The sequence below is a fragment of the Vibrio mediterranei genome (genome assembly GCF_013364395.1).
Lineage (GTDB): Bacteria > Pseudomonadota > Gammaproteobacteria > Enterobacterales > Vibrionaceae > Vibrio > Vibrio mediterranei.
Genome location: NZ_JABXGK010000008.1, coordinates 959,955 through 984,436, shown reverse-complemented (window position 1 = coordinate 984,436; position 24,482 = coordinate 959,955). Strand labels below are relative to the sequence as shown.

At 42.3% G+C, this 24,482-nt stretch carries 18 protein-coding genes and 2 pseudogenes; 14 read left to right on the top strand and 6 right to left on the bottom strand.

The window, feature by feature from the left end:
* Positions 1 to 3 precede the first annotated feature (3 nt).
* The 3 genes from HOP38_RS21505 to HOP38_RS21495 all read left to right on the top strand — a co-directional run bounded on the left by HOP38_RS21505 (position 4) and on the right by HOP38_RS21495 (position 5,497).
* Positions 4 to 3,159: an efflux RND transporter permease subunit gene (locus HOP38_RS21505; protein ID WP_006073612.1), complete on the top strand. Its 3,156-nt coding sequence runs from the start codon at positions 4 to 6 to the stop codon at positions 3,157 to 3,159.
* A gap of 326 nt (positions 3,160 to 3,485) precedes the next feature.
* Positions 3,486 to 4,193: a response regulator gene (locus HOP38_RS21500; RefSeq protein WP_038222812.1), complete on the top strand. Its 708-nt coding sequence runs from the start codon at positions 3,486 to 3,488 to the stop codon at positions 4,191 to 4,193.
* Between the two features lie 11 nt (positions 4,194 to 4,204).
* Complete coding sequence (locus HOP38_RS21495; protein WP_198558940.1) at positions 4,205 to 5,497, top strand: ATP-binding protein; 1,293 nt, start codon at positions 4,205 to 4,207, stop codon at positions 5,495 to 5,497.
* A gap of 30 nt (positions 5,498 to 5,527) precedes the next feature.
* On the opposite strand, the gene HOP38_RS21490 is transcribed toward HOP38_RS21495, so the two are convergent.
* Positions 5,528 to 5,824 (bottom strand): hypothetical protein, encoded by a 297-nt coding sequence (locus HOP38_RS21490; protein WP_006073617.1) that lies wholly within the window; start codon positions 5,822 to 5,824, stop codon positions 5,528 to 5,530.
* Positions 5,825 to 6,266: 442 nt separating this feature from the next.
* Between HOP38_RS21490 and HOP38_RS21485 the strand changes: the two genes are divergently transcribed.
* From HOP38_RS21485 to yqfB, 4 genes and pseudogenes are all read left to right on the top strand, one after another.
* Complete coding sequence (locus HOP38_RS21485; protein ID WP_198558939.1) at positions 6,267 to 7,412, top strand: exonuclease SbcCD subunit D; 1,146 nt, start codon at positions 6,267 to 6,269, stop codon at positions 7,410 to 7,412.
* A gap of 6 nt (positions 7,413 to 7,418) precedes the next feature.
* A pseudogene (locus tag HOP38_RS26260) lies at positions 7,419 to 8,088 on the top strand (AAA family ATPase); the annotation flags it as partial.
* Positions 8,089 to 8,867: 779 nt separating this feature from the next.
* A pseudogene (locus tag HOP38_RS26275) lies at positions 8,868 to 10,463 on the top strand (SbcC/MukB-like Walker B domain-containing protein); the annotation flags it as partial.
* A gap of 9 nt (positions 10,464 to 10,472) precedes the next feature.
* A complete protein-coding gene (gene yqfB / locus HOP38_RS21475; protein WP_038226938.1) occupies positions 10,473 to 10,781 on the top strand; it encodes a N(4)-acetylcytidine aminohydrolase in 309 nt (102 codons plus the stop codon).
* A 34-nt stretch (positions 10,782 to 10,815) separates the two neighbouring features.
* On the opposite strand, the gene HOP38_RS21470 is transcribed toward yqfB, so the two are convergent.
* A complete protein-coding gene (locus HOP38_RS21470; RefSeq protein ID WP_006073625.1) occupies positions 10,816 to 11,685 on the bottom strand; it encodes a patatin-like phospholipase family protein in 870 nt (289 codons plus the stop codon).
* Between the two features lie 234 nt (positions 11,686 to 11,919).
* On the opposite strand from HOP38_RS21470, the gene HOP38_RS21465 reads away from it, so the two are divergent.
* Entirely contained in the window at positions 11,920 to 13,188 is a 1,269-nt protein-coding gene (locus HOP38_RS21465; RefSeq protein ID WP_006073626.1) for an O-acetylhomoserine aminocarboxypropyltransferase/cysteine synthase family protein, read from the top strand.
* A gap of 47 nt (positions 13,189 to 13,235) precedes the next feature.
* On the opposite strand, the gene HOP38_RS21460 is transcribed toward HOP38_RS21465, so the two are convergent.
* The 3 genes from HOP38_RS21460 to HOP38_RS21450 all read right to left on the bottom strand — a co-directional run bounded on the left by HOP38_RS21460 (position 13,236) and on the right by HOP38_RS21450 (position 15,706).
* Complete coding sequence (locus tag HOP38_RS21460) at positions 13,236 to 14,252, bottom strand: OmpA family protein (RefSeq protein WP_124942119.1); 1,017 nt, start codon at positions 14,250 to 14,252, stop codon at positions 13,236 to 13,238.
* Between the two features lie 176 nt (positions 14,253 to 14,428).
* Complete coding sequence (locus HOP38_RS21455) at positions 14,429 to 15,247, bottom strand: LysR family transcriptional regulator (RefSeq protein ID WP_198558937.1); 819 nt, start codon at positions 15,245 to 15,247, stop codon at positions 14,429 to 14,431.
* A 66-nt stretch (positions 15,248 to 15,313) separates the two neighbouring features.
* Positions 15,314 to 15,706, bottom strand: coding sequence for a glycine zipper family protein (locus tag HOP38_RS21450; RefSeq protein WP_198558936.1), 393 nt, complete (start codon positions 15,704 to 15,706; stop codon positions 15,314 to 15,316).
* A 494-nt stretch (positions 15,707 to 16,200) separates the two neighbouring features.
* On the opposite strand from HOP38_RS21450, the gene HOP38_RS21445 reads away from it, so the two are divergent.
* The 6 genes from HOP38_RS21445 to HOP38_RS21420 all read left to right on the top strand — a co-directional run bounded on the left by HOP38_RS21445 (position 16,201) and on the right by HOP38_RS21420 (position 22,714).
* On the top strand, positions 16,201 to 17,187 hold the full coding sequence (locus HOP38_RS21445; RefSeq protein WP_198558935.1) for a cytochrome-c peroxidase: 987 nt from the start codon (positions 16,201 to 16,203) through the stop codon (positions 17,185 to 17,187).
* 108 nt (positions 17,188 to 17,295) lie between these two features.
* Positions 17,296 to 18,192: a DUF6279 family lipoprotein gene (locus HOP38_RS21440; protein WP_124942116.1), complete on the top strand. Its 897-nt coding sequence runs from the start codon at positions 17,296 to 17,298 to the stop codon at positions 18,190 to 18,192.
* A 36-nt stretch (positions 18,193 to 18,228) separates the two neighbouring features.
* Positions 18,229 to 18,471, top strand: coding sequence for a hypothetical protein (locus HOP38_RS21435; protein ID WP_006073638.1), 243 nt, complete (start codon positions 18,229 to 18,231; stop codon positions 18,469 to 18,471).
* A 138-nt stretch (positions 18,472 to 18,609) separates the two neighbouring features.
* Positions 18,610 to 20,142, top strand: a complete 1,533-nt coding sequence (locus HOP38_RS21430; protein ID WP_198558934.1) for an NAD(P)H-hydrate dehydratase — start codon at positions 18,610 to 18,612, stop codon at positions 20,140 to 20,142.
* Positions 20,143 to 20,667: 525 nt separating this feature from the next.
* On the top strand, positions 20,668 to 21,714 hold the full coding sequence (locus tag HOP38_RS21425) for a GMP reductase (RefSeq protein ID WP_006073644.1): 1,047 nt from the start codon (positions 20,668 to 20,670) through the stop codon (positions 21,712 to 21,714).
* Positions 21,715 to 21,922: 208 nt separating this feature from the next.
* Positions 21,923 to 22,714: an EAL domain-containing protein gene (locus HOP38_RS21420; protein ID WP_198558933.1), complete on the top strand. Its 792-nt coding sequence runs from the start codon at positions 21,923 to 21,925 to the stop codon at positions 22,712 to 22,714.
* 40 nt (positions 22,715 to 22,754) lie between these two features.
* Here the strand turns inward: HOP38_RS21420 and HOP38_RS21415 are convergent, their stop codons facing one another.
* On the bottom strand, positions 22,755 to 24,362 hold the full coding sequence (locus tag HOP38_RS21415) for a hypothetical protein (protein ID WP_242456568.1): 1,608 nt from the start codon (positions 24,360 to 24,362) through the stop codon (positions 22,755 to 22,757).
* Positions 24,363 to 24,482 lie beyond the last annotated feature (120 nt).

Sequence of the window (24,482 nt, the reverse complement as noted above, 5' to 3'; positions counted from 1 at the left end):
TACATGTTAAGTCGTTTCTTTATTCAAAGACCAAAGTTCGCTTTGGTTATTTCGATAATACTCACACTCGCCGGTGCTATTTCTTTGATGGTTCTACCGGTTGCTGAGTATCCTAAAATCAGTCCGCCATCGGTAAGTGTTACCGCTTATTATACAGGTGCAAGTGCGGAAGTCGTTGAAGAAGCTGTCGCCGACCCAATAGAGACGTCGGTGAATGGTGTAGAGAACATGATTTACATGTCCTCAAAGAGTGCTAACGATGGTTCATATAACCTAAACGTAACCTTCGACATCGGTACTGATCCGGACATGGCTCAGGTTAACGTTCAAAACCGCGTATCGCAGATAGAATCAAAACTTCCGCAAGAAGTTCGTATGGTCGGGGTAACAGTTAAAAAACGCTCGCCTGATCTGTTGATGGTTCTAAACTTCTATTCTCCAGATGGTCGTTACGATGACCAGTTCTTGATTAACTACATTAATCTCAACGTTAAAGATCAGCTGGCTCGTGTTAAAGGCATTAGTGAAGTTAACGTTATTGGTGGCGGTGAATACGCGATGCGCGTATGGTTAGACCCCGATAAGCTAGCGAATCTAAAAATGACTACCAGCGATGTCTATGCGGCGTTAGCAGAACAGAATGTTCAAGTTGCTGCGGGTAGGGTCGGTGCTGCGCCTTATGCTGATCCACAAGAGGTACAATTTAACCTAGTAACTAAAGGTCGTCTTGAGTCAGTCAGCGAGTTTGAAAACGTCGTTCTTCGAGCAAACTCTGATGGTTCAACGGTCTACTTAAAAGATGTTGCTCGTGTTGAATTGGGTAAGAAGTTCTATGACGGTAGTGGTCAATTCCGTGGTGAGGACGCATCAATCGTTGCGCTAAACCTACAATCTGATGCTAATGCATTAGAAAGTGGACAGGCAGTGATGGATTTACTTGAGCGTCTAAGTGTCAATTTCCCTGAGGGAATGGCATATGAAACCAGTTATGACACGACGGTGTTCGTTGCAGAATCGATCAAGGGCGTAGTTAAAACACTGGTGGAAGCTATTTTACTAGTAATCGCAGTAACGTATCTGTTTTTAGGTAGTGCGCGAGCAACATTAATTCCAGTTGTTGCTATCCCGGTATCTCTAATTGGTACGTTTGCCGTGATGAACATGACCGGCTTTACGATCAATACAGTAACGTTATTCGGGATCATTCTTGCAATTGGTATCGTAGTGGATGACGCCATCTTGGTTATCGAGAATGTGGATACCATCATGAAACGCAATCCTCATATCTCGCCAAGAAAAGCAACCTTGATGGCGATGAAAGAGGTAACAGGGCCGATTATTACCTCGACGCTGGTTCTATTGGCTGTATTCATTCCTGTGACGTTGCTCCCAGGGATCACAGGAATCATGTACCGCCAGTTTGCGCTGACTATTTGTATCTCGGTAATCATCTCGTCGATAAACGCGTTAACACTATCACCAGCACTCTGTTCATTAGTATTGAAACAGGGCGGAGGAAACACAGCTCGTTGGTTCCAAACGTTTAACGGACTGTTAGAACGTATCACGATGCGATATGGCCAAGTTGCAGGATTTTTGGTTAAAAAAGCCTTGCTGCTAATGACATTCTTTATTATTGCGGTAGGCGCAGTAACTTTCCTTTCGAAAAATACGTCAACAGCGTTTGTTCCTCAAGAAGATAAAGGCATTCTACTGGTAAACGTCCAACTTCCTGATTCAGCCTCGTTATCTCGTACTACTGAAACCACTGAAAAATTGGTGAATCTAGTGCAGCAGGAACCGGGAATCGATGGAATCACGGTTGCTAACGGATATGCGTTTATGACCGGAGCCGCGGCTTCCAATGGTGCTTCACTGTTTATCAAACTGAAAGACTGGAGTGAGCGAAACGGATTTGAAGGTGATCATTCTGCAAACGCGATTGCAGCACGAGTTAATGGAATGGCGGCTCAGCAGATTCCAGGAGCAGTTGTGTTTGCAATGGGGCCGCCAGCGGTTCCGGGTATGGGAGCAGCTTCGGGTTTCGAGTTTGTTCTAGAAGATACCTTAGGACGAAGCCGAACTGACCTTGCTCTAGTAATGCAAGATGTGATTCAGACGGCTAATCAACAACCGGAAATAGCCTATACGTTCAGTACTTTCCGAGCAAATGTTCCACATTACTATGTCGATATCGACCGTGAGAAAGCTCAACAGTTAGGGATCCCTCTCTCATCGATATTTCAAACGCTACAGGGTAACTTAGGTTCATTGTACGTGAATGACTTCACGATGTTTGGTAAGAACTTCCGTGTGACGGTACAAGCTGATGCCCAGTATCGAAGTGGAATGGAAGATTTACAATTGTTCCACGTGCGCTCTTCAAACGGTGAGATGATTCCATTAAGCACATTGGTTTCTTACGAACAAGTGTTTGAACCAGACGTCGCGTGGCGATACAACATGTACCGAAGTGCTGTTATCCAAGGACAACCAGCTCCTGGTTATTCGAGTGGTGATGCGATTGCTGCGATGGAAAGGGTAGCTGCTGAGGTACTCCCAATGGGTTACCAGTATGAATGGACAGGCATGGCCTACCAAGAAGTACTAGCGGGTAACCAAGCGATTTACGCGTTTGCGTTAGCGTTAATATTTATTTATCTGTTCATGGTGGCTCAATATGAGAGTTGGACGATTCCTTTAGCCATCATACTCGTTGTTCCGGTCGCGACATTGGGGTCGTTTATAGCTCTGAATCTGACTGGTACGCCTCTTAACCTCTATGCGCAAATAGGTCTCGTCTTGCTCATAGCGTTGGCGGCGAAGAATGCGATATTGATAGTAGAATTCGCCAAACTAGAGCGTGAAGATAAAGATGTGGCTATCGATGATGCAGCTGTTAGAGGAGGGATGCTGAGATTCCGAGCGGTGAATATGACATCTTGGTCGTTTATCTTAGGTATATTCCCTTTGATTTTTGCATCTGGTGCCGGTCACGTAAGTCAAAATTCGTTAGGTATTTCATTAGTTGGTGGATTGTTATGTGTGTTGCTAGCCGGTACGTTCTTGATTCCGGGCTTTTACGCCATGATTCAACATCGACGTGAGAAAATACGTGGTGGAAGTACTAAGTTAGTACCTCTAGAAGACGACGAATAATCTAAAAAAAAGCTAAATTCTAATCTAAAGCCCCTCTATACAGAGGGGCTTTTTTATAAAATGTAATGTTCTGTCTCATGGATTCTGACAAATCCATACAGTAGGATCTAAAAAAGAGACTAGGGCTGTATTTTGTACGGCGTTCAATTAACGCGGACTAAGATGGTGGTATAAGTTATTGTATTATAGAGTTAATTTGTATAAATATAGTTATATGCACCAACAGGCGTGCTAGGAATAATCTGACGCACCTGTAAACAGGTCTGATTGTAGTATTATGTAAATTTATGTATTGTTGCGATCAATATAGAGAAGAGTTGGACTCAATCATGGTAAATCAAAAATTGTTAATTGTAGAAGATGACACGAAGCTCAACGTGATGTTAGGCGATTACTTTAAAGCTCAGGGTTTTGAGGTAAAGACAGTTTTCGAAGGCAATGAAGCAGCTGAGCTAATTACCGAGTTCAATCCTGACATTACAATTTTAGACCTTATGCTTCCGGGCCAAGACGGATTATCTATATGTAGAGAGGTTCGCGATAGTTATCAGGGAAAAATATTAATGCTCACGGCCAGTGATGACGATTTTGATCATGTTGCTGCCTTAGAAACAGGGGCTGATGATTTTGTATCTAAACCGATTAAGCCTCGTGTATTACTAGCTCGTGTCCGTAATTTATTGAGACGTCCTACTGACGACCACGTACAAATAGACGGAAATTCCATGTCCTTTGGCAGTTTAGTTATCTGCCAAAAAAGCAGAAGCTGTAAGTATGACAATGTTGATGTCGCACTAACTGATAGTGAGTTTGACCTATTGTGGTTACTTGGAAAATCAGCCGGGGAGGTTCTTTCAAGAGACTACCTTACTCGCCAATTACGCGGTATAGACTATGATGGTATAGATCGTACTATCGACAACCGAATAGTGACATTACGTAAAAAGCTTTCTGATGACGCGACAAATCCTAAAGGTATTATCACTGTGCGTGGAAAAGGCTATCTATTCGTTGCCGATGGTTGGAAACACTAAGGTAGCTTATTGTGTGGCGTATATTTGTAGAGTCTCTAGTAGGTTTGATCTTACTATTCGCAGCCAGTATCTATGGTTATGAATACCTAATTTACGGAAAGACGGACCCTGATTTAGTTGACGCCAACCTTCGTGTGGAAGCGTTTCGCGACATCATGAATCATGTGTCGACCAATGAAAGTGATGAGCAAGCCATTGAACTTATGGAGCTTTTCGCAAATAAAACGCACCGTCTGCTAGAGCAGTATCCGCAAGATAAGCTTCCAGAGCCAATTAGTGAGTATTTTAAAGAAAACCAAGATACGCATTTTTTGTTAAATGATGACAGTCATTTATGGTTGAAGTTTGATAATAACCCTAATTACTTCGAGCTCTCTGATGACCCAGACTCTGAACTGATTAAAGCTATTGAGTTTGGGAATCAAGTGGTGTGGCTGTTTTTCTTAGCAAGCTTTGTTGCATTCAGCTTTGTACTCATTTGGTTCTTGAGCCGTCGTCTCCGAGTTTTGGAGAAAACAGCAATGGAATTTGCCAGTGGTAATTTTGCAGCGAGAGCCTCAGAACGTCATTGGGTGAGGTTAGGTAAGTTGAATCGGACCTTTAACAGAATGGCGACCAAGATTGCTGATCTTATGATCAGCAATAAAGCGTTAACTAATGCTGTTGCTCATGAGTTGCGAACGCCAATATTTAGGATTCAATGGCAAAGCGAAATACTGTTAGAGCAAATACAAGACCCAGAAGCGAAAAAGCAGCTAACCAGCATCATCGAAGATACTGAAGACATGGAAAAGTTAGTTGATGAGTTGCTCTATTATGCTCGAGTAGAACGACCAGATGCTGCAATTAACCTAGAGAGTGTAAACCTAGTAGAGTGGCTTAAGGAGAATCATGTTAAGTGGGAACATCACATAGGGCAAAAGTTTCTTCTGCAAACCTATCAGACTGAGCTACCAGCACAGATAGATGGTTTTCTTCTATGCAGAGCACTAGTGAACTTGATTGGTAATGCCAAACGTTATGCAAAAGATGCCATTGTTGTAAAAGTGGTTCCTGATTCTGATCATATCGCGATCGAAGTTCATGATGATGGCATCGGTATAGAGCCAGAACACTGGAGTATGCTGTTTGAGCCGTTTTATCGTGTAGATAAAGCGAGGGACAGGGCGTCTGGCGGTTATGGGCTCGGTCTTGCTATCGTAAAACACATTATGCTTCGTCATGGTGGAAACGTGGAAGTCAGTCACAGTGAGTTGGGCGGAGCATGTTTTAGTTTGATTCTACCAATAAGAAAGGAGCCGTAAGGCTCCTTTCTTATTAATGGTTATTGAAGGTCAGTGCACAAAGGTGCGACTTCGATAAGTAACACGGGAACCCACTTTTTTATATTCTACTTTACCTTGGTCTTGTAACTTTCTCATAATGACGCTAAACACCCAGCTTTTGGGCGTGTCGTTTGAGCATCCAATGGGATTACAATGGTGCTTTAACCCAAGCTGCTTTTGAATTGTCACGGAAGAAACCCAGCCATCGGAAGTTGAACGTCCGCATTCGTGAAGGTAGGCATGCACTTCTTTAGCGACCCCTTGTAGAAGATCTTCAATTCTATCTTTTCGCTGTGGAGCTTTCATTTTCGTCTCCTTTATTATTGTTCTAGACATTGTTTGTCTGACGTATCGTTGAGTGGATTAAAAGTGCGGCCAGCCATCCATGAGCAGACCGCGATAAGAGAAATTCAACCAATTGTAATATCAGCTAAGTTACAAAACGCAGAGCCGATAACGTGATCATGGAATGCTGAAACACACATGACCAACAACGCGAGTAATTACAGTTAAATCAACTGTGGTTGACTCTCATAAACCCTTTTACCCGTTTTTATTTTTGTCGGGTAGTAGTGGTATTTATAACTAAACTGATATCAAAATTCATAAAACCCCCATTTTTTGGCGGTTATTGCTAAGAATATGGCAATTAAGGCTAAGTGATCTGAACGAGAAGTTTTTCGCAGGAATCTGAAGCGCTGATGATATACTTTGCTAAAAGGAAATTATCGATAACAAATTGAACCGCATGAAATTTATCCATACCTCTGATTGGCATTTAGGGAGACAGTTTCACAATGTCTCTTTGCTTGAAGATCAAAAGCAAGTCTTGAACCAAATCACTCGATACGTTACTGAAAATCATATTGATGCACTAATCATTGCTGGTGACATCTATGATCGTTCAGTACCACCAACCGCAGCTATTGAAGTTCTCGACGGTTTTTTGAATCATATAGTTCAAGATTTGAACGTGCCGGTAGTTATGATTTCTGGTAACCACGACGGGGCAAAGAGGTTGGGGTTCGGGTCAAAGCAATTCGATAAAGCAGGCCTGCACATCATTAGTTCACTTGAACAACTCTGTACTCCGGTCGAGATTGTGTCCGCTCAGGATAGCGTAGTCCATTTTTATGGTATGCCATATAGCGACCCTGAAACGGTAAGGCACTATTATGATATTCAAATCAATAATCATGATGACGCACATGCTTACCTTGCCTCCCAGATCGGTAATGTCTTAGATAAAGATGTACATAATGTAGTTATTAGCCATTGTTTTATTGATGGTGCTGAGACTTGTGAATCAGAGAGAACATTATCAATAGGGGGAGCCGATCGTGTCAGCTATGAACATTTTAAGTCGTTTGATTACGTCGCGTTAGGGCACCTTCATCAAGCTCAAAAACGAGGACTAGAAACCATTCGCTATTCCGGCTCGATCATGAAGTATTCATTTTCAGAACAGCATCATAGAAAAAGTGTGACGTTAGTGGAAATCTGTGATGAGAGTGGCGAGATAACCACAAGAGCTTTGCCTTTAAACGCTCCGCACGATATGCGAGTGCTTGAAGGAGAGTTAGAGAACTTACTTGAACTAGGTCGAAGCGATGCAAATTTTGATGATTATCTATTGGTAAGACTGACGGATAAGCACGCGATTCTCGATCCAATGGCGAAGTTAAGAGAGGTCTACCCAAACGTACTTCATTTAGAAAAGCCTGGAATGTTGGTCGGTGTGGATAAAGAAATATCACAAGCCCGTTTAGGTCGTTCTGAAGTGGATATGTTCAGGGACTTTTTCCTGGAAGTCCAAGGTGACGAAATGACAGACAATCAAAAGGACATGTTATCAGAAGTTGTGATGTCGTTGAAAAAGCAGTCTGAGGAGTAATCAATAGTGAAACCTTTAAAACTGACTCTGCAGGCGTTTGGTCCATTCTCTAGTAAAGAGAGTATTGATTTTTCTCAGCTAGGTGATTGTCCGCTTTTTCTTATCAATGGCCCCACGGGGTCTGGAAAAAGCTCAATACTGGATGCGATTTGCTACGCGCTTTATGGCGAGACCACTGGAAGCGAGCGTACTGGCGATCAAATGCGTTGTGATTATGCTGATAGTAAAACGCTGACCACCTTGGTATTTGAATTTGAACTGTCGGGTGAGAAGTATGAGGTTACTCGTAGTCCCGATCAGGAAGTTCCAAAACAGCGTGGAGAAGGTACAACAAAACGAAGCCATAGTGCTACATTACTTAAGCTTAGCGACAACACGCTTATTGCTAATAAACCTAAACAAGTAGGTGTCGCGATACAAGAACTGCTAGGACTTGACGTTAAGCAGTTTCGACAAGTGATGGTGATTCCTCAAGGAAAGTTTAGAGAGTTGCTAACCGCAAGTTCTAAAGAGAGGGAATCTATCTTTGGTCAGTTATTTCAAACACAAGTCTATGCGGCGATAGAACGTACTCTTTTTGATAAAGCAGCAGGTATTCGCAAAGCGAAAGAGGAATTTGATAACCAAATTAAAGGCGCATTAGATGTAGCTTCTCTTGAATCTTTACAGCAGCTCAATGACTCTTTAGATGTGTTATCTCCCAATGTTGAGCGCGCAAAGCAAGAATTACAGGTCGTTGAAAAGAGAAAAAACCAAGCTCAGCAAATATATGATCAAGCGCAGTCACTAGAAAAGAGATTCCAAGCTAAGAGCAACGTAGAGGCTGAGGCGAAAACGCTAAACGACAAACGCGGAGAAATTGCACTAAACAAGCAAATTATGACGAGTCACAAGCAGGCAATAAAGATTAAACCTACTTTTGATGAAACCATAAAGCTTGAACAAAACATGTCAACTTTATCGGAACGTATTGATATTGGACGTGGAAAAATACAACAAGCGGAGAAGGAACGAGATGCGTCTATTACTGCTTTGGAACAACAAAAACTGGTTCATAAAAGGAGTGAAGCACTCAATGAAGAAAGCTACTCCTTAAAGCAGTTAGAAAAAACTCTGAACCAACTTGATGATAAAAGGCGAGAAGCTCAACATGCTGACAGTCAATTCAACACATATGTAGAGCAGCATAAACAAGTATCCGATGAAGTCGAACGACTTCAGGCGCAGACTCTAACGTTTGAAAAATCTTTGAGTGACGCAAGGAAAGAGAAGCAGAAACTTGGTGAAGTGACAATGTCACTCAGTGGGCGGCGGAAACAATGGCAAGGTATTGAAACACTTAAAACAATAGCCGCGAATATTGTAGCGTTGCAGAAACAGCTAAATGACACTCAATCTACGGTTAAAAACTTGTCGGCTTCGGCTCAAGCCGCTACTCGCAAGCGTACAGAAAGTGAAATAGCCTGGCATTCTAGTCAAGCCTCGATACTGGCCGCGACTCTTGAAGAAGGTACCGCTTGTCCAGTTTGTGGTAGTGTTGAACACCCTAAACTAGCGGCACCATCACAGGAAACCGTTAGCTTACAACAATTGAATGACTTTAGAGCCAATGAAACGAGCGTAAATGCAGAGCTAAACCAGCAGCAACAAGAGCTAGTAAGGCTAAATAGTGTTCTAGACAGTGCCGTATTACAGCGAAGCGACCTTATAAATTCATTAGAGTTGGATGAGGCGAAGTTAGATCAATCTGCTATTGAAACGCAAAATCAAATAACGATGCTTGAAAACAAAATCACTGAGCTCAACAAGATTGATTTAAGCGCCATGGAATCGCGCCTTAACAAACACGTTAGCGAAACATCAGCCAAGCAAGAGTTATTAAACACGTTAACGAATTCAGTTAATAAAGCGGCAATTTCAAAAGAGCAACTGCGAGCAGTGGTTGTACAGTTGGAATCGAACAACAAGACTGGATACGCTAATGCCCAATTAGTCCTTCAGCGTCAAGCCTCAATCTCTGATGAACTAATGCAGCTTTCTCAGGCGCTTGAAGCAGCACAGCGCTATGCTAATCAGACAGCAGAAACCTTGGTTAAATATCAGTCTCATTTGGACACATTAACTAAGCAATTGAAGGACTTATCAAACGAACATGCGTCTTCAGTAGAGAGGTGGAAGACACTACTGTTGAGTAGTCATTTTTCTGACGAGGAAGCTTTCTTGTCCTCGATAGTAGACGAGCCACGTATCGCTGCACTTGAGCTTGAGCTTGAGACGTTTGTTCGAGATGAGGTTAGAGTAAGCGAGCAGCTGAAGCTGTTGACTGAAGAGTTGAAAGGTGTAGAGCACCCGAACGTCCAGGAACTGCTTGTTGCCAAAAATGAAACTGATGCATCGTATCAACATATGTTAGGTCAGTTCCAACAACAGCAATCTAAACTGGATAGCCTAAATAATGTATTAACTCGAGTGAACTCGTTGGTGTCGCAAAATGCAGAGCTTGATAAGCAATATCAAGTGGTTGGGACATTAAGTGACGTGGCTAATGGTAAAACGGGTAATAAAATTAGTCTTCATCGTTTTGTATTAGGCGTATTGCTTGACGACGTACTCATCCAAGCATCACAAAGATTGAGATTGATGAGTAAAGGTCGATATGACCTAAAACGAAAAGAAACACGAAGTAAAGGTAATGCAGGGTCTGGCTTGGATTTGATAGTAGAGGATGCATATACAGGAAAATGGCGTGATGTGGCGACGCTCTCGGGTGGTGAGTCATTTATGGCAGCGCTTTCCTTAGCACTAGGGTTGTCAGATGTTGTTCAATCCTATAGTGGCGGCATTCGATTGGATACGCTGTTTATCGATGAAGGATTCGGTAGTTTAGATCCGGAGTCACTCGACCTTGCAGTTCAGACTCTAGTTGAGCTTCAACAAAGCGGACGAACAATTGGGATTATTTCCCATGTCTCCGAATTAAAAGAACAAATGCCACTTCGTCTAGATGTCCATGCATCGCGAATTGGTAGTACAGTAAGTTTGGTTAATTAAGGGTATTGTATGCTAGACCAAATCACGTTTTTCGAAAGGTTTGAAACTGATATTTTGTCAGGTAAGAAAACAATTACGATTCGCGACAAAACAGAAATTGATTTTGAATTAGGACGAGTTATTCCTGTTGCAACGTTTGAAACTGGTAGAAAGTTTGGAAATTTAAACATTGTTTCTATTGAGGCGATCCAATACGACGACATTAATGAGGCTCACGCTCATCAAGAGAACATGACTTTGCCTCAGCTAAAAGAGGTCATCCGTGACATCTATCCTAGTGAGAACGAATTGTATGTAATTACGTTTGAGCTAGCATAATCGCTTGTAAGGTCTGTTCCCAAAACACCGGTTGTTAGCAAAAAGGGCACTCTTCTTGTTGATAGACATGTTCACCTCTAAGGTGGTGAACATGCTTTCTTCCTTCGTCTCGTCCCATATCGTAACCTACATCCAGCAACTCTTTTTTCATTGTTAAACGTCGCACCGGGAAATGCTCTGGTGGAGAGATGACACGAATGACGCAGTCAAGTGGCGGGTTCTTGATAAAATCCAAAGACTCATTGTAGTTTTGAGCGCGTTTAGTGAGTGCTCGGCCTACATTTGGGTGTTTGACAAACATCTTTTTCATCAGCCAACCTGATTTAGGTTTGGGCATTTCGTAGCTTAACGGATGAGACAGGATAACCGTTATGTCTCTGGCTCCTCGACGATAAGCCTCACGTACGGGAATAGAATCTGCTACGCCACCATCGGTATAACACCCACCATCAAAGCAAGGTGTTTCTTTATAGGCGAGAGGTAATGAAGCGGTTGCCTCTAATGCTTTAGCGATATTGGAACGAGTGACTTCATAGTAATCCGGTAGACCTGTTGAAACATTTGTAGCTGCGGCAATAAAAGGTACGGAATTGAATACCGTGTCTTGATCGAGTGGAAACTGTCTATTGGATTCTTCATATAGCCATTTAACATCTACGAGATGTCCACCAGCTACAAACCGTCGAGGGTTGTAAAACTGCTTGCTAGTCGCGAGCTCTTTAATAACTTGGTAGCTTCGACCAGGAGCATTCCCTAAATATCCCAGTAGGTTTGATGCTCCGGCAGAAACGCCGATAACGAAGTGGTATGGCTTGTACGACTGTTCTAAAAATGCGTCCAACACACCTGCTGCAAATATGCCTCGCATTGCGCCACCTTCGACGATCAGTGCTTTATCGGTCATATGGATTTCTCTTCTCTTGGGTTATGTCGCAACAATACTAGGATTGTTGAAGCACGTATAACTGGCTCTACTTATTTCATTAATTGGTAAAACCGATAAAACATCAGGTTAAAAAGCAAAAACTCATGTTGGTTTTTTGGTCTGATTCAAAGAATTCTCGATTTAGTAATGAAATACTGGAAGGCTGACGCTTAAAAACGTCCAGAAAGATAGGACTTTGTAAAAGGAAGGACAATGAAAGACGAAACACTATCGATTCATCACGGATATGAAACGGACCCTACGACAAAATCAGTCGCGACACCTATTTACCAAACGGTAGCATACGAATTTGATAGCGCACAGCACGGAGCGGATCTATTCAATTTGGAAGTACCAGGCAATATTTATACTCGCATTATGAACCCAACGAATGATGTACTCGAACAGCGCATGGCCGCTTTAGAAGGAGGAATTGCTGGGTTGGTGGTAAGTGCAGGTAGTGCCGCGATTAACTATGCAATTCTGACTCTAGCGGAAGCCGGAGATAACATTGTCTCGACGCCTCAACTTTATGGCGGAACATACACATTATTTGCTCACATGTTGCCCAAGCAAGGGATTCAAGTAAAGTTTGCTAAAGATGACAAGCCAGAATCGATTGCCGAGCTAATTGACGAAAATACCAAAGCAGTTTACTGCGAATCGATTGGTAACCCCGCAGGAAATATCGTTGATCTAGAAGGTATTTCTTCGTTGGCACATCAGCAAGGTGTTCCTGTCATTGTCGACAATACTGTTGCGACTCCGATACTTTGTAAACCCATCGAGCATGGTGCGGACATAGTGGTGCATTCTTTGACAAAGTATGTTGGCGGACATGGGACATCGCTCGGCGGTGTGATTATCGATTCTGGGAAGTTTCCATGGGACCAGCATAAAGAGCGATTCCCAGTTTTCAATCAACCAGAGCCATCTTATCATGGTGTGGTTTATACCGAGGCATTTGGTCCAGCAGCATTCATAGGTCGAGCTAGAACCGTACCTTTGCGCAATACAGGATCCGCACTGTCTCCAATGAACGCTTTTATGTTGCTACAAGGTCTAGAAACTCTCCCTTTACGTATGGAACGTCATACTGAAAATGCCCTCAAAGTGGCGCAATATTTACAACAACACGAGAAAGTGAGTTGGGTGTCTTATGCCGGTTTAGAAGATTCGGCTCACTATGAATTGGCGTGTAAATATATGGATGGGAAACCATCCGCCATTCTGTCTTTTGGCTTGAAAGACGGTTATGAAGCTGGTGTGCGTTTTTATGACGCGTTACAGATATTTAAGAGGTTAGTGAACATTGGCGATGCGAAATCATTAGCGTGTCATCCTGCTTCTACAACTCATAGACAAATGAGTGAGTCTGAACAGTTAGAAGCGGGAGTGCGTCCTGAGATGATTAGGCTTTCAGTTGGTATTGAGCATATAGATGACATTCTGGCTGACTTGGAACAAGCACTTAAAGCATAGAAAAAGAAACCGAGCCAAGCTCGGTTTCTTTTTGTTCTTAATCATTACTATTGGGCTTTTTCTACCATTTCTTCTGTGGTGTATTCGAACTCAGGAACAGTAATTTCAACACGACGGTTTTGTGCACGACCTTCTTTCGTTGAGTTGTCGGCAATTGGGTTAGCTTCGCCCATGCCACTAACCGTCATTCTAGAGCGGTCTATGCCTTGAGATTCTAAGTAAGCGGCGATGGATTCAGCACGCTCTTCAGAAATTCGTTGATTGACCTCTTCAGGACCAGATGAATCAGTATAACCAGTGATGGTTACGGTTGAATCTGGATGATCTTGCATTAGAGCGATAAGTGGATCGTAATCAGACTTAGTATTCTCGTTCAACTTAGTGCTATTAAACTCGAAGTTTTCTTGACCAGAAACTTGTTCAAATGTTTTGGTCATAACTACCGCTTCTGCAACAGGTGGTTCTTCGGCTGAGGCCTCCTGAGTTGAACTAGCTGCAGCAGCGGTTGCAGCAGCCTCAGATGCACTACCAAATGAGTATGAAATACCGAGCCAGAAAGTATCGACATCAGTGTTGAACCAATCATCTTTAGCGTCGTTGATTCGCTGATATTCGAGTCGACCTGACCAAGCTGTTGCAAAGTCATACTCTAAACCGACTCCGCCCATCAGAGCTGTTGATTTACGGTCATCATACATTGTATATGCGGCGCCAACTTTGCCGAATATTGCCCATTCATCGTTAAATGGGTAAGAGAACTTAGGAGCAAGTGTAAGAGCACTCAAATTTGCATCTCTTCTATACTCAGCTCCATCAACAAACGAAGTTTCATAGCTGCCTAGCCAATCGTAAGCAAATTCGAGTGCAATGTAGTCATTCCAATCGTAACCAGTATAAACGCCGGCACTGAAACCACTGTCTGTACAAGGTGCTGCTGAGACATTACACGCATCGGATAGTTGAGAACCACCCAATCGACCACCCAGATAAAAACCATCGTCGGCGACAACTGGCAATGCCATCATCGTTCCAATAATTGATGCTGCTACCACTGTTTTTCTCATAATGACATCCTTTCTATCGTTAACTGTACGATGTATTACATCACTGCTAAAAATAGGTGAGGAGCTCTTTTTTATCAAAGGAATAAAACGGGTTTAATATCAAAAGAACAGCCTATTGCTCATTTATAAGAAATAACGGACGAAGATTTCCTATATATGTGAACTATGTCTTTGTATCAGTTGGGTGTGTTGCTGTAGGAAAGAGGGGTATAACGTCGCAGAATTGGTTCAACGATTTCTATGAGCCATTTTACCTTTTCTTCATTTTTACGCGACGCCTTGGTTGAGATAGCCATGTCTAAATGTAAGGGAGCTTTTTCTGGTGTTTCGGACGTGATATACCGCAATGTGTAACATTGTTCCATTAACTGTGTCATCAAGGCATGATTATCGACGAAAATGGTTGCTTGAGCGTCACTATCAAGAAGCTTGTACCAATCAATATGTTCATTTAGATCGGCAACCATATACTTAACGTATTCTCCGTCCGTATTGCCATATAACACACCAGTACCAGTATGAATATATTTCTGATAAATAGATTGCGGTTTGTCAGTCAAAGCATGGACAGCAAGATCGACTTCTTCCGTGAGAAGCAACGATTCTGAGCTTTTGTTCCATTGCCTGATTTCAATTGGCGTTGATGTATGCGAGCGAATGGCATCGATAATTTCTTTGCCACAACCGATTAAGTAAGGCTCGATGATGTGTAAAGTGATTTTATCCACAGACTTCGGATTGAAGGTATCCGGCTTTAAAGCATCGGTAATATCTGCGAGGGCACTTCTTAGTTTAGGCTCAATGTTTTGAGCATAACTAGTCGGAGATAAGCCTTCTGCACTGCGTACAAACAGCGGGTCCGCTAAGTCGATCCTTAATTGAGCCAGCGTTTTAGAGACGTAGGACTGAGAACGACCTAATGCTTTGGCTGTTTTTAACGTAGATTGCGTTTGCATCAAGGTTAAGAATACGCGTAGCGCATTGAGATCGTTCATCGGCAAGTCGATACCATTTAGCTAATGTAGGGCAACTATAATTGTTGGGTAAGAACTTAGCAATTATTAGTTCAGTACCACGTAACCACGGTTAGTCATACAGTTTTTAACTACTGTCTGCTTGTCTTGTTTATATTGTTCTGAGTTTTCACGATTAGCGCGGTTACGGCCAAGAACACCAGCCGCCATTCCCACTGCAGCACCTTTTTTCGCACCTTCAGTACCCGATCCACCAGCGATTGCTACGCCAGCTGAACCTAAAGCAGCCCCTTTAGCAGCGCCGCTTATTGCTCCACCTGATGATTGTTGTTTCTGTACTTGTCCAGACATCTCTTCGCACTTGTGTAGATCGTAGATGTAGTCTTTTTCATCCACACCTTGCATATCAACGATGATGTTTGCGTAGCTAGGCAAGGTAAATGTAGAGGCTAACAGTAAAGAAAATAAAGGTTTTTTCATAGGGGATACTCCGGTTGATTTGGAAGCATGTTAACGAAATCGGTGTGTCAATTTGGAATATCGGTTATTACGTATAGCGTTAGGTGAAATGCATATGGTGGACTTTTGGGAATTCACTAGAGAAATGCGATGAAGAAACAAATAGAGCTGGTGTATCGTTTCTTTTCTAATGATAAATTTCCTGGTTGATTTAAATCAATAAAGTGTGTAAACAAAATGTAGAGTTAATGTAATGACTAATTTCTCATTATTTTTCAAATCCCCATAAATAAAGGCCGATAGCAGCTTGTTAAACTTTACATTCCTTTTTTTCATAATCTTAATCTAAAATTTGCATTGTAAAAGCGATTAATATTTCCTTACTGTTTTATTGCGACGAACAAATAAGCCATAAGTTCGTTGAATTTAATAATAATTATAACCTAACGAGACGATATATTTCGTCGGTATTCGCTTGTATTTAATATTTACATGTTTGCGCAAAGGAATAAGCAATGAGAAATGTAATAGTAACAGCGATAGCAGTAGGTATCGCATTTAACGTTAATGCGAAAAGGCAAGATCAAGAGCCGATCAAGGTGATTGAACCCGTTGTTGGCTTGGACCAACAAAAGGTCGATTTGGGTAAAGCCCTTTGGTTTGAACCAAGGTTATCTGCATCCAATACGATCTCGTGTAATTCTTGCCACAATGTGGCGAAAGGTGGCGTTGATAACCTTCCGAGCTCTATTGGTCATAAGTGGGCGATTGGACCTATCAATTCACCGACGGTTCTTAACTCAGATTTAAACTTCGTACAGTTCTGGAACGGACGTGCGAAAGACCTTCAAGAGCAAGCCGCAGGGCCTATTGAAAACCCGATAGAAATGGCGTTTTCACATGAACTCGCTATTGGGACTTTACAATCTATCCCTCAATACCAACAGTGGTTTGAAAGTGCATATGGTTCAAAGAACTTTACCATTAATGAAGTAACAGATGCCATTGCAACGTTTGAAAAAACGCTTCGCACCCCCAACGCGGCGTTCGATAAGTGGCTAAAGGGTGATGATTCAGCGTTGACTGCTGAACAGGTTGAAGGTTACGCACTGTTTAAGCAAAAAGGCTGTACCGCTTGCCATAGTGGACCACTTGCGGGAGGCCAGATGTATCAAAAAATGGGCTTGGTCAAAGCATTTAAAACAGATAATCCAGACATCGGTAGAGCTGCCGTAACAGGAAAGGATTTCGATAAATATGTGTTTAAAGTGCCTACACTCCGTAACATCGAACTTACCTACCCATACTTCCATGACGGCTCTGTATGGGATCTGCAAGAAGCAGTGGAAGTAATGGCAGATATTCAGTTAGGACAAAGCTTAACTAAAGATGAATCGAAGAAAATCACTGCATTCTTAAGATCGCTTACAGGTGAGCAGCCTGAGATCACTTTACCTCACCTTCCACCGTCAACACGCTCAACGGCAAGACCACAAATTTAAACAAGTTAAAAAGCGCTCAAAGTTGGGCGCTTTAGTCATTTTCAATCTAATCTTATCTTAAACTTCGTATAAGTCCGGATGAACGTACATTAAGGAAGAAGTATTTAAATGAAAAAGGTTGGTTGGGTTAAGAGTTTTGGTTTATTTGTCAGCTTGTTAATTGTAACAGGGTGTACAACCAAGTTTTTATATAGCAATTTGGATTGGTTCATTGTTGATTATATTGATGACTATGTAACGCTTGAAGACGGCCAGGAGGAAATATTAACTGAGCGTATTCTTGTTCTTGGTGATTGGCATAAGTCCAATGAATTGCCTCGTTACCTACAACAGTTGACGGACATACGAAATAAGGACCCAAAAACTGTAGATGCAGAATATGTTTCTTTGCAGATGGAACAGGTGAGGCAACATACTAAACGATTAGTCGCTCAGATTACCCCTGATCTGTATGCATTGACACAACAGATGACAGATAAACAAGTGAAAGAGTTACTTGATAATTTAGAGCAGAAAGACGAGAAGTTCATTAAAAAGTATCAAGGCCTCCAAGACGAAGATGTTCGACTTATTTACCAACAGCGAATTGAAGAGAATTTGGAGCGTTGGTTCGGACCTCTGACGGAGCAGCAAAAAACACTTGCGAGTCGTTGGGCAAATGAAATGGATGTTACTGTATTTGATTGGCAAGCCCATCGTCAGCAGATGCAACACTTTATGCGTCAGTTGCTTAACCGGCGCTCGGACTTAGGCTACTTTCAACCAGAATTTCAACGTTTGTTAAATGACAGTGACAGTTTTTATAGCGAGAAACTAAAACTTAAAATCGCTAACAATCGACTAGTCGCAGAAAAATACATAGCTCTTGCGCTCAACAGTGTGACAGAAAAACAACATCAACATCTAATAGAAGAAATTGACGGTTGGCGAGACATCGCTTCAGACTTAATGACAAGTGCGCTATTAGACTATAGTTCTACAGAAAAGTACGCCTTTCCATCATAAACTAGTTACGAACCAGTTTAAGGAGTGAGTTGGGTTATGATAGAGCAAGGTGTTTTTTGGACAGAGAAACTTCTGTTACTTGCCGGTGTATTGTTCATTATCACAGGTATCGTGCAATATGGTCGTCGTAGTCAAGATTGGAAGGGCGTCGTCACGATGTTCTATAAACGCGTTCCCATGAGCGTTGATGAATACAAGCGTTATCGATTAGGTGTAGCTTTGATCATTTTCGCCATTGTCTTGAGGTTTGCGCTGCATATTTTCTGGCCTCAGTTTTAACTTGTAATCTCATTCACACCTTTGTAGTGCCCCGTTTGCTAACATTTGGATAAATACCAATAAAGCGAATAGCTAAAGCTTTGTCGCCCCTCACTTGTTGCCCAACAAGCTGACACTAGGGTTAAACGGGAGCACACAATGATCTCTTCGAACCAAAATATAACATCCTTGCCTGAATCGCTCTTCACTTCGCAACAAGTTCGCGAAGGAGAGAAGATCGTAGCTCAACAATTGGGTATAGAAATGTATACCTTAATGCAGCAGGCTGGTGCGTCAGTATTTGAACTTATACAAACTTACTATTCAGAGACTCGAAAACTGCTAGTTTGCTGCGGTAAGGGTAACAATGGCGGCGATGGGTATATCGTCGCTAAACTAAGTCTTTGTGCAGGTTATGACGTTACGGTTTGGCAAATCGGCGATTCAAGCGCACTTAAAGGTGACGCATTGCGAGCTAGAGATGAATTTCTAGCCGCTGGTGGCGTTATTGATTCGCCGGAAAATGTGGTTGCGGATGACATTGACGTTATTATTGATGCTTTATTAGGGACAGGTATTTCAGGTGAAGTACGTCCTTTCTATTCTCATGTGTTTGATCGTTTAAACCAGTCTTCTAAGCCAATCATCTCGATAGATACTCCTTCTGGACTTGATACTGATACCGGTGTTGTTTTGGGAAACGCGATCAAAGCTGATAGAACCGTGACTTTTATCGGCGTCAAACAAGGGTTAGTTACGGGTCGAGCTAGAGCATTTACAGGACACCTGCATTTTGCTGGATTAGAGGTAGATAGGGAGTTTGCTCAACAGAATAAAGCAAACGTCGTATTAACCAACAATCATTGGATGAGTTATCTTCCGCAAAGAGCAAAAGATTCTCACAAAGGAACGCATGGAAAGTTGCTAGTGGTTGGTGCAAACAATGGAATGAGTGGGGCGGCTTATCTGGCTTCTGCGGCTTGTTTGAGAGCAGGAGGTGGGCTTTGCGCCGTCTTAACCCACGAAGCGAGTGTCACACCAATAAGAACGTTGCTACCAGAGGCGATGATTGATGCGTGCACCACCCAATCATTGACTGAGCGCGTAAATTGGAGCTCCGCCATCGCAATTGGAGTGGGGTTAGGACGAACAGCTTGGTCCGCTAGAGTTTTTGACCAAACACTGAAGTTGGCGATGTCGTTGGATCTTCCAGTCGTCATTGATGCAGATGGCCTATATTGGCTTAACCAGATACAAAGCGACACAGCTGTCTTGAAGAACCATATCATCACACCTCATCCAGGTGAGGCCGCACAATTATTAAACTGTCGTATAAGTGATATAGAGAAGGACCGTTTTCAGGCAATTAGAGCATTACAAAAAACTTACGGTGGAGTAGTGGTACTGAAAGGTGCAGGAACACTGATTTATGATGGTCAGTCAATGGTTGTCTGTCATGCAGGAAACCCAGGGATGTCCAGTGGTGGAATGGGTGATTTATTGACTGGAACAATCTTAGCTCTATTAGGACAGGGAAAAAACAACATGCAGTCTGCAACTCTTGGCACTTTGATTCATAGCCTTGCGGCTGACCAGGAGTCAAAGGAACATGGAGAAGTAGGCATGCTAGCTTCTGATTTACTCCCACAAATTCGATTAGTTCGAAATCATGACAATTATGTTTCATCTTAAGCGTTTGAAGTATTCGTGATGGCGATAAGAACAATGACTTTTGATTTGAACAGTTCAGAGGTTATATAAAATAGCGTTTTTTTCCGAATCAATCAGTAAAAATGAGCTAATAGATAACAAGAATAACCACAAAAATTGGTTAATAAATGCACATTCAGGTGTTGAGAGCTCGATATTTGCACAGTGCAAAAACGTTTGCGTCGAGTGCTATAGTAAACTTGTTTATGTAAATAACGTGGGTTTTTTCTGTTATATCAGAGGGTTGGAGAGAATTTATTTCGTTAAGATAGGATTGATAATCAGCGGATTTGCAACTTGTCGGAATAGTAACACAAAAAAAATTAAAATATCAGTCTTGCGAGATTATTTTCGCGACCTATAATGCTGAAAACCGGAGCGTCTGCCAACGCTCCGGTTTTTTTGTGTCCGAAGAAAGGTAAACCGTCTGCCAACGGAGAGCCAACGCACTATGCTTAGTCATATGCCCACTGGAACATGTACTATATAAATCAAGGAATTTACACAATGCGTATCGAACAAGAACTTAAGTTAGGCTTTAAAGATGTACTGTTTCGCCCTAAGCGTTCAACACTGAAAAGTCGTTCTCAAGTAAATTTAACCCGCGATTTTACATTCAAGCACAGTGGTCGTCAATGGTCTGGTACACCAGTAATTGCAGCTAACATGGATTCTGTTGGTAGTTTTGAAATGGCTACAGCGCTAGCACAACACGGTGTAATGACAGCGATGCATAAGCATTACACAGTAGAGCAGTGGGCTGAGTTTGTTGCTGGTGCAACAAAAGAAACATTGAACAAAGTATTCGTATCAACGGGCACGTCTGAGCGTGATTTCGAGAAAACAAAAGAAATCTTAGCATTAAGCGAAGATCTAGAATTCATTTGTATCGATATTGCGAATGGGTATTCAGAGCACCTAGTTGAGTTTGTACAAAAAGTACGAGCTGAATTCCCAACGAAAACGATTTCAGCAGGTAACGTAGTAACTGGCGATATGTGTGAAGAGCTGATTCTAGCTGGCGCGGATATCGTTAAAGTAGGTATCGGTCCTGGTTCAGTATGTACTACACGTGTTAAGACAGGTGTTGGTTACCCACAGCTTTCTGCAATCATCGAGTGTGCTGACGCTGCACACGGCCTAGGTGGCATGATCATTGGTGATGGTGGTTGTGCGTGTGCGGGTGATGTTGCTAAAGCTTTCGGTGGCGGCGCAGACTTCGTAATGCTAGGTGGTATGTTAGCTGGTCATGAGCAATCTGGTGGCGAAATCATCGAGCAAGATGGTAAGCAATTTATGAAGTTCTACGGTATGTCTTCTCAGTCTGCTATGGACAAACACTCTGGTGGTGTTGCTAACTACCGTGCAGCTGAAGGTAAGACGGTTCTTCTGCCTTACCGTGGTGACGTAAACAACACAATCCAAGACATTCTTGGTGGCGTTCGTTCAACTTGTACATACGTAGGCGCAGCGAAACTGAAAGAGCTAACTAAGCGTACCACGTTCATCCGTGTACAAGAGCAAGAGAACAACGTATTTGGTAAAGAAGGTTAATTAACTTTTAATCCAAATTCTGATAGAAGAGTCGCCTAGGCGGCTCTTTTTTGATCTTATCTTTCTGCATTGTTTTGCCTCAATTCCAATACGCGGCTCAAACAAAGTTCTTTGCTTACAAGGTATTACGTATCTCCTCACAGGGGTTTGGTACTATTGCGCCGATAATTCGTGCTGCAACCCGCAAAGAAAGGACTGCTTGCGTAATATGGACATTGGCAATATATATTCTAATCAATATGACACGGTGCAAAAGCTGCTAAAAATACAACCAGATGGCTCTGCCACTGGTGTGTATCAAGGCATTAAATTTACTAGTGCGTTCCAACCGATTTTCAACCAACAATTAGAACTTGTTGCACTTGAGGGGCTAGCTCGGATAAAGCACATCTCTGGTCAGAAACTTGAACCGGCACGTTACTTTGCTGATTTAGAGCGACAAGTAGAGATAAATGTTGTCTGTACTATTCTATGTTGTAAGTTACACCTGCATAACTTTTCTTGTTCTCGTTTTAGAAGACGGAAGTTATTCCTAAACGTCTCTCCGTGTGTGTTCGAGTTGCTTGCAAATGAACCTCTTGCCATTGAACGTTTTATGACACGGATAGGTGAATTTGGTGCAATGCCATCACAAATAGTATTTGAAATTACCGAGTTTAAAGAATCTGACATTCGCGCTATTGTCGTGGGAAAGGGCAAACTCGCGAAATTTGGTGTGCAGACGGCACTTGATGACTATGGGACAGACTATTCCACTAAAGACCGCGCACTAGAAATTAAAGCTGACTACTTAAAACTTGATAGAAGTGTCTTATTGTGTGATGAAAAAATTTCAGAAGCGGTAACTACTGCTAATAAAATAGGAGCAACTACTGTAGCAGAGGGCATTGAAAATCAAGACGGATTAACGCGCTGTCAATTGCATGGAGTGTCATTGTTTCAAGGGTTCGGTTTAGCAAAACCCAATGCTATGAAAATACTGGAAAGTAACTTAGATTGATAGGAAGCAAACCAATAGGGTTGCTTCCTAGAGCAGGAATTTATTGCACGAGGGAGTATGTGCGATCTTTAAACTGAATAGCCTCGAAATTCGCTAGGGTATCTGTTCCCGTGTTTGAGCATTGCACTTCAACTGCATATTTCTGCTCGGTGATAACGCAGTTAGCAAAGTCCTCATCAATGATATAGACGTCATCGCCACCCTTACCATCAACCACATTGTCTTTTTTATTACCTTCAATATGATTGTTCTGGTCATTGGCACTAAGGTTAATCGTTGCATCACCTATGATTTTTACGTTAACTAGCCAGCGAGACTTAAAGGTATAGGACTCAAGAGGTGGATGCGTACTTTTCGACATATTGAACGTCGGAGTTAAGCCCCCTTGTGGAAATCGGTGGTTGTAATACGTCTTGACACCGTTGGAATCGATATTTGCGGTGTATTGCAAGTAGTCGTGGAACATGTTTTCTATCCAAAAGGCTGACTCGGTATCAATAGAACGCATTTGAGAGCGAGTCACTGCTTGATAGTTATCTAAACCTTTGCTCTTGTGCTCCCACATCCCCATGTAAGCTTCGAACGCAGCCGCAAAGTACTCATGAGAATAGCTTGGTCCGATAGCTGGATCTATGTCGTCATTTTTCCAATCTTGCCAACTACTGTTGGTTGGTTGCCATGGTGAATAGTGGCCGTTTTCGTGATCGGTATAGAGTGAGAGCGCTCGTTGTTGAATCTGTTGTTGAAACGCATAAAACGTCGGATTAGGAGCGATACCTTGTGCTTGAAACAAGTGAAGTATTTCCTCAAACCCTGCGTCTCTGTCTGCATGTTTACCTAAGTTTTCGCAATAGTTTGCGAAGTTACTCATATAGTGGCAGTCACCTTCAAGGGTTAACTCTCTGAACATTAATGATTGGCTGTTGATGAGCCACTTGGGGCTATTGGGACTTTGCTGTACACCGGTTAAGATCGAAGTAATAATATTATCGAAGAGATCCTCATCAGACGACGCTAGCGGGATTAGAGAGTTTAAGAAATTAAATTCTGATGTAGTATCAAGGATACTTGACGCAGAAGGAACTTTTGATACCCAATCATCTATTTTGTTTTGACGAAACGCTTCGCCGACAAATAATTTGGTGAGCATCATTTGGTTTTGCTCATCGTTTTCCGTCAGTATCAATGTCGCTTCTCGTTGCGCCATGAGTGCAGCGATTGACGATTTATTCTCTCCATACTGTGAGTTCGGGACGTTGGACATCAGGTGTTGAAGAATCTTGGTGGCTCGTTCGATTTTGTAGTTGACGATTGTTCTATGCCTCTCCTTTTCTATTGTATCTGGATATTTTGATTCATCGAAATACGCGATGACATGTATAGCACCATCATTTGACGCTCTCAATTGCCTCGTCGCTGTACCTGAAGGAGTTACTGAAACGTAGAGGTTAAAACCAGCATTGCTTGCGATGTTAAGCTCTTGTGGAAGTGTCTTACTTACTTGACTAATTGATATGTTGTTCACGGTCTTCGAGGCTGGAACTGTTGGAGGGGGTGAAGTTGGATGACTTGAATCGCTGTCTGACTTACAACCTGAAGCAATAGCTAGTGTTATTGCGCTAAAGCTTAGCAACTTAATCAAATGCATTTTATTTCCTAATGATTTCTAACGGTAACCTTTACAAGCTCAACATTATTTGAAATACGTTAATGCCTATAAACGAAGTGGGGCAGTTATAAAACGTGAGTCTACCCTCTGAATTGTGCG

Excerpts from the sequence above, each read along its gene's own strand:
- HOP38_RS21505 (WP_006073612.1), top strand. The coding sequence starts at position 4 with ATGTTAAGTCGTTTCTTTATTCAAAGACCAAAGTTCGCTTTGGTTATT.
- HOP38_RS21490 (WP_006073617.1), bottom strand. The coding sequence starts at position 5,824 with ATGAAAGCTCCACAGCGAAAAGATAGAATTGAAGATCTTCTACAAGGG.
- HOP38_RS21485 (WP_198558939.1), top strand. The coding sequence starts at position 6,267 with ATGAAATTTATCCATACCTCTGATTGGCATTTAGGGAGACAGTTTCAC.
- yqfB (WP_038226938.1), top strand. The coding sequence starts at position 10,473 with ATGCTAGACCAAATCACGTTTTTCGAAAGGTTTGAAACTGATATTTTG.
- HOP38_RS21470 (WP_006073625.1), bottom strand. The coding sequence starts at position 11,685 with ATGACCGATAAAGCACTGATCGTCGAAGGTGGCGCAATGCGAGGCATA.
- HOP38_RS21465 (WP_006073626.1), top strand. The coding sequence starts at position 11,920 with ATGAAAGACGAAACACTATCGATTCATCACGGATATGAAACGGACCCT.
- HOP38_RS21460 (WP_124942119.1), bottom strand. The coding sequence starts at position 14,252 with ATGAGAAAAACAGTGGTAGCAGCATCAATTATTGGAACGATGATGGCA.
- HOP38_RS21455 (WP_198558937.1), bottom strand. The coding sequence starts at position 15,247 with ATGAACGATCTCAATGCGCTACGCGTATTCTTAACCTTGATGCAAACG.
- HOP38_RS21450 (WP_198558936.1), bottom strand. The coding sequence starts at position 15,706 with ATGAAAAAACCTTTATTTTCTTTACTGTTAGCCTCTACATTTACCTTG.
- HOP38_RS21445 (WP_198558935.1), top strand. The coding sequence starts at position 16,201 with ATGAGAAATGTAATAGTAACAGCGATAGCAGTAGGTATCGCATTTAAC.
- HOP38_RS21440 (WP_124942116.1), top strand. The coding sequence starts at position 17,296 with ATGAAAAAGGTTGGTTGGGTTAAGAGTTTTGGTTTATTTGTCAGCTTG.
- HOP38_RS21435 (WP_006073638.1), top strand. The coding sequence starts at position 18,229 with ATGATAGAGCAAGGTGTTTTTTGGACAGAGAAACTTCTGTTACTTGCC.
- HOP38_RS21430 (WP_198558934.1), top strand. The coding sequence starts at position 18,610 with ATGATCTCTTCGAACCAAAATATAACATCCTTGCCTGAATCGCTCTTC.
- HOP38_RS21425 (WP_006073644.1), top strand. The coding sequence starts at position 20,668 with ATGCGTATCGAACAAGAACTTAAGTTAGGCTTTAAAGATGTACTGTTT.
- HOP38_RS21420 (WP_198558933.1), top strand. The coding sequence starts at position 21,923 with ATGGACATTGGCAATATATATTCTAATCAATATGACACGGTGCAAAAG.
- HOP38_RS21415 (WP_242456568.1), bottom strand. The coding sequence starts at position 24,362 with ATGCATTTGATTAAGTTGCTAAGCTTTAGCGCAATAACACTAGCTATT.